Source organism: Sodalis sp. (in: enterobacteria) (assembly GCF_047607725.1).
In the GTDB taxonomy this organism is placed as follows: Bacteria; Pseudomonadota; Gammaproteobacteria; order Enterobacterales; family Enterobacteriaceae; genus JBLKSS01.
Window position 1 is genome coordinate 1 of record NZ_JBLKSS010000330.1, and the last position, 5,221, is coordinate 5,221.

Sequence of the window (5,221 nt, forward strand, 5' to 3'; positions counted from 1 at the left end):
GGAAGGATATTTGGTGGGAATGACCCGCAGTTCACCGACCGGGCAATCGCGAAGCGCGGCTTTCAGGGCGGTAATCGCGTCGGGTTTGTTGTCCTCAGCACCCAGCAGCAGGCGCTGCGGTTGCAGCATATGGCGCAAGATGGCCATGCCGGTGACAATGTCACCGGCATGTTCTTGCATGAGCCGATCGTCGGCGGTGATATAAGGCTCGCATTCGGCGCCGTTGATAATGAGGGTCTCTACCCCAGGCATCCCGCCGCTAAGTTTGGCCGCGGTGGGAAAGCCCGCGCCGCCCAGACCCGCGATTCCGCTCTGGTGGATACGATCGAGCAGCTGCGCCGGCGAACATTGGCGGAAATCCGCCAGCGGCTGACGCGCTACCCAGCGGTCGTCGCCGTCGGGCAATAAAATAACGCTTAACTCCGCCAACCCCGACGGATGCGCGGTCCGGTGCGGCGTAATCGCCGCGATGGTGCCGGAAGTGGGGGCGTGTACCGGCAAGGTTCGGCCGCTGCCTGCGGTCAAAGGCTGGCCCCGCAGGACTTGCTCGCCGGCCGTCACCCGCAATTCTCCCTCCGGGCCCAAATGCTGTTTCAGGGGGATAATCAGTTTGTCGGGCAGCGGCAAAGAATTGAGCGCCACACCGCTGGACTGGCTTTTCATCTCGGGAGGATGGATGCCGCCCGGGAAATCCCAGAGTCGCTGTTTGCGCAGGGCGGACAATAAATTAAACATGTTGCTCCTGCTGAATGACCGTAATAGGAATGGCGTGCAAATCCCATTTCCAACTTTCGGGCGTGACGGCGAGCGGCCGCATTTCGATGCAGTTGGTGGGACAGGGCGCGACACAAAGATCGCAGCCCGTGCATAAATCGCTCACCACGGTATGCACGGCGCGGGTGGCGCCGACAATCGCATCCACCGGACAGGCCTGAATACATTTGGTGCAGCCGATACAGTTGCCTTCGTCTATCCAGGCCACCCGCGTTTCAGGACGTGCGGCGGCATCCCCTGCCATCGGCTGTGGATCGACGCTAAGCTGCGCAGCGATTTTCAGCATCACCGCCTCGCCGCCCGGCACACATTTATTAATCGGGGCGCCGCCGGCCACCGCTTCGGCATAGGGACGACAGCCGGGATAGCCGCATTGGGCGCACTGGCTTTGCGGCAACAGGGCATCAATGCGCTCGGCCACCGGATCGGCGTCGACATGAAAACGACGGGTGGCAAAGCCCAACAGCGCGCCGGCCACCAATGCCAGAACGCTGAGTGCGGCGACAGCCAGCCAGAACGTCAACATCAGACCTTCACCAGTCCGGTAAAGCCCATAAAGGCCAGCGACATCAGCCCGGCGGTAATGAGGGCGATAGACGAGCCTTTGAACGGCGCCGGGACATCCGCCACCACCAGCCGTTCGCGGATCGCGGCGAACAGGACCATCACCAGCGAGAAACCGGCGGCGGCGCTAAAACCGTAAAGGGCGGACTGCAGGAAATTGTGGTTTTCATTGACGTTTAGGAGCGCGACGCCCAGGACAGCGCAGTTGGTGGTGATAAGCGGCAGAAAGATGCCGAGCAGCCGATAGAGGGCCGGGCTGGTTTTACGCACCACCAGTTCGGTAAACTGCACCACCACCGCGATAATAAAAATAAACGCCAGCGTCCGCAGATAGGGAATATTTAGCGGCAGCAGGATAAAATCATTGATAAGCCAGGCGCAAATCGACGCCAACGTCATGACGAACGTCGTGGCCATACCCATGCCCAGGGCGGTCTCCACTTTTTTGGAAACCCCCATAAAGGGGCACAGCCCGAGGAATTTGACCAGCACAAAGTTGTTCACCAGCACGGTGCCGACGAACAGCATCAGGTAACCATTCATTGCCATACCTAAATTAAGAAACAGCGGGCATTATCCGGGATTGACGGGCGTTCGACAACCCACTTCACGCGCGCGAACAATGAGGGATGTTCCGCTGGACGGCCATCAGCGCCTCTTTCACCGCGAGCCAGGGGCTAGTCCGCCCGGTCCGTCTAACGACGACGAGCCATTCAGCCTTATCGGCGTGGATACGGCCCCGGCTCAGGGCAGGATAAACGTCTGACGCACGCGTTGCGAGCGCTTGATATAGGGCACCAGCACCGCCGCGGCCAGAACGGGCGGGAACAACACCCGCAGCGCCAGATTATCACTGACCGGGGCGAAGGCGAAGGTTTGGATGCCGAGCAATACCCCTACCAGCAGCCACAGGATCAGCAGGCGGGGGAAGCACCGCGAACGGCGAAACAGGAGCCGCAGCAGCCAGAAGGTGAAAAGCCACATCACCGCGGAGGTTAGTAGGCTGGCGATGCCGCCCGGCGTCAAGGCGCCGCCGTGCTGTATCAAAAACCAGAGATACACGAGCAGCATTGCGGTGACGCTCAACAGCGTCATGCCAAGCCAGGCGACGACCGCCCATAGCCAGCCGCCGATAGGACGCGGGCGCGAGTTCAGAGGAGGGCATCGTCACACCACATACCGCCAAACCGCTTTCGGTACCTGTCCGAGATCAAACAAACGTCCGCCGGCGGCTAATTCAGCACGGCGATGATCCGCTGCCCGATACATGTTGATAATTTCAGCATCATCGGTCAGGGAATAATTTAAATGATCAAACAGTTTTTCCAGACTTTCAGATGTGTTTACCTTACGAAACTTCAGCAAATAATCGTGGGCAGTCATGTTGCACTTTCAGGGAAGGGAATATAAGCATCGTAGTATATTCCGTACGGCCGGCCTGTCCAGAAATTCCTGTCAAAAAACGCAAAAACATGGAAAAATACCCGCGTTGACATCGATTCGGCCGACATAATGCCGCTCAATGGCGGAAAGCCTGGCTCACGCCTGCCCGAACCGAAATAAAGGCGCCGCAATTGCAATGGATAACGATACGGCGCGCAATGTCGATTAATAGATATTGTTATTCAGCACATTAACTTGCCGCGAGTTTATAATAAAGTTCATTCCAGCGCAGCGCCTGTTTAAAATCGGGTAGGCGCGTTTCATTATCTATCACCATTAATTCAATATTATTCATTTCTGCATACAGACGCAGCGGCGCGAGCGTGAGCGCCTGGCTAAACACGGTATGATGAGCGCCGCCCGCAGTGATCCAGGCCTGCGCCGCGACCGCCAGAGATGGTTGGGCACGCCAGATGGCGCGCGCTACCGGCAGTTTGGGCAAAGGTTGCGGCTGTTCGATGGTGTCTACTACATTCACCAGCAGGCGAAAGTGGGAGCCCAGATCGATAACTGAGGCCCCCACCGCCGGTCCCGCGGGTGTAGAAAACAGCAGCCGCGCTGGGTCGGCTTTACCGCCGATGCCGAGGTATTGCGCATCAAGCAAGGGTTTTTCTTCGCGGGCGATGCTCGAGCAGACTTCCAGCATGTGCGAGCCCATCACCAGATCGTTACCGGGCTCGAAATGATAGGTGTAATCTTCCATAAACGAGGTTCCTCCCGGCAGTCCCGCCGCCATGACTTTGCAAATGCGCAGCAGGGCGGCGGTCTTCCAGTCGCCCTCGCCGCCGAAGCCATAGCCCTGCTCCATAAGCCGCTGCACCGCCAGTCCCGGCAACTGCTTTAACCCGTAAAGGTTTTCAAAATTGGTGGTAAAGGCCTGACAGCCGGCCTGCTGCAAAAATCGCTTCAGTCCGAGCTCAATACGTGCCGCATCCAGCAAATTCTCCCGCCGGTCGCCGCCTGTCTGCACCGCCGGGGTCAGGATATAGCGCGATTCATATTCGTCGATAAGGGCATCCAGATCGCCCAGCCCGTAGGCGGTAACCGAGTAGCCGAATTGGATCTGCGCACTGACCTTGTTGCCTTCGGTCACCGCCACCTCACGCATATTGTCGCCGAAACGGGCGACGACCAGCTGCTGACTTTCCTGACGGCCGCGCGCCGCGCGCATCCAGTCGCCGATCTCCGCGTGAGTGCGGGGATCGCGCCAGTGGCCGACCACAACCTGATGCGCCAGTTGCATGCGCGCGCCGATAAAACCGAATTCACGCCCGCCGTGCGCGGTTTGGTTAAGGTTCATGAAGTCCATATCCATGGTCTGCCAGGGAACCTTATCGTTAAATTGGGTGTGAAATTGCAGTAAAAGCTTATGCAGAATAGTCAGTCCGCCTATCCACATTTTGGCCGGAGAAAAGGTATGCAGCCAGGTTATTAGGCCCAGGCAGCGGGGCTGGTAATTGGCGTCACGGCAGAGCGCGAGAATGTGATCCGGCGATAGCGCTGGTACAGCGCCTCGAAACGCTGTGCCCGCTGGACATCGGGCTGTAGCATGCGTTCAATCGGGCTGGCCATGACCCGCTGGGTGCTGGCGATATCCGCAAACGCTCCCGCCGCCACCGCGCCGAAAATGGCGGCGCCGAGGGCGCAGCACTGAATCCGAGGCCACCAACTGCAGCGGCCGGTTCATGATGTCGGCGCACACCTGCATGATCACGGGGGATTTGCGGGCGATGCCGCCCATGACCAGCAGGTTTTCCACCGGAATGTCCTGCTGCTCGAAGCATTCCATGATGGCGCGGGCGCCAAAGGCGGTCGCGTCGGTGGCCAGCGTCAGACCGGTCACCACCCCCTGCAAACGCTGGTTGGCGTAAGGGGGGCGTCGGCCGTTGAACCAGTCAAGCACGACGGGCAGATGATCCAGCTGCAGATCCTGCGCCCAGCTTTCCGCCAGCCTGGACAATAGGGTCTCCCGCACCGGCGCAACCGTGGCGGCGAGTGACGGATCGGCTGCGACGGCCAGTCCAATAGGCGGGCGAACCAGGCATAGATATAGATATCGCCAAATTCCGACTGACCCGCCTCAAGCCCAATGAAGCCCGGCACGACGCTGCCATCGACCTGGCCGCAGATGCCGGCGATGGAGCGTTGACCGACGCGGTCAGCGTCGGCGATAAGAATGTCGCAGGTGGAGGTCCAATGACTTTCACCAGCGTGTAAGGCTGTGCGCCCACGGCGCCGATATGGCAGTCGAAAGCGCCGCCGGCGATGGCAACCTCTTGTGACAGGCCGAGCCTGGCCGCCCAATCGTCTCGTCGCACAGCCGGCCCACCGGTTGTTCCGCGGTTTGGGTGTCGCTGAACAGCGGCCAGGTCAGGTGCCGCGTCAATAGCGAATCCAGAGCGTTGAAAAACGTAGCGGGGGGCAGGCCGCCCCAGTCGGG

5 protein-coding genes and 2 pseudogenes are annotated in these 5,221 nt (G+C 59.7%); all 7 read right to left on the bottom strand.

Annotation, left to right across the window (positions count from 1 at the left end; translation table 11 throughout):
* On the bottom strand, nucleotides 1-735 hold a 735-nt coding region (locus ACMX3H_RS19745; protein ID WP_415211922.1), incomplete at its 3' end, for an RnfABCDGE type electron transport complex subunit C.
* Nucleotides 728-1,300 (bottom strand): electron transport complex subunit RsxB, encoded by a 573-nt coding sequence (gene rsxB, locus ACMX3H_RS19750; protein ID WP_415209754.1) that lies wholly within the window; start codon nucleotides 1,298-1,300, stop codon nucleotides 728-730. The genes ACMX3H_RS19745 and rsxB, both read right to left, overlap by 8 nt.
* Nucleotides 1,300-1,881, bottom strand: a complete 582-nt coding sequence (gene rsxA, locus ACMX3H_RS19755) for an electron transport complex subunit RsxA (RefSeq protein WP_415209755.1) — start codon at nucleotides 1,879-1,881, stop codon at nucleotides 1,300-1,302. The genes rsxB and rsxA overlap by 1 nt, the downstream gene beginning before the upstream one ends.
* A 201-nt stretch (nucleotides 1,882-2,082) precedes the next feature.
* Nucleotides 2,083-2,493, bottom strand: coding sequence for a DUF2569 domain-containing protein (locus tag ACMX3H_RS19760; protein ID WP_415209759.1), 411 nt, complete (start codon nucleotides 2,491-2,493; stop codon nucleotides 2,083-2,085).
* A 12-nt stretch (nucleotides 2,494-2,505) separates the two neighbouring features.
* Nucleotides 2,506-2,721 carry a transcription modulator YdgT gene (gene ydgT / locus ACMX3H_RS19765; RefSeq protein ID WP_011411276.1) on the bottom strand — a complete coding sequence of 72 codons (216 nt, stop codon included), beginning with the start codon at nucleotides 2,719-2,721 and terminating at the stop codon, nucleotides 2,506-2,508.
* 250 nt (nucleotides 2,722-2,971) lie between these two features.
* Nucleotides 2,972-4,276, bottom strand: a pseudogene (araA, locus tag ACMX3H_RS19770) (L-arabinose isomerase); the annotation flags it as partial.
* Nucleotides 4,213-5,221, bottom strand: a pseudogene (locus tag ACMX3H_RS19775) (FGGY-family carbohydrate kinase); the annotation flags it as partial. The pseudogenes araA and ACMX3H_RS19775, both read right to left, overlap by 64 nt.

Coding starts and splice junctions, on each gene's coding strand:
- rsxB (WP_415209754.1), bottom strand. CDS start 1,300: ATGTTGACGTTCTGGCTGGCTGTCGCCGCACTCAGCGTTCTGGCATTG.
- ydgT (WP_011411276.1), bottom strand. CDS start 2,721: ATGACTGCCCACGATTATTTGCTGAAGTTTCGTAAGGTAAACACATCT.
- rsxA (WP_415209755.1), bottom strand. CDS start 1,881: ATGAATGGTTACCTGATGCTGTTCGTCGGCACCGTGCTGGTGAACAAC.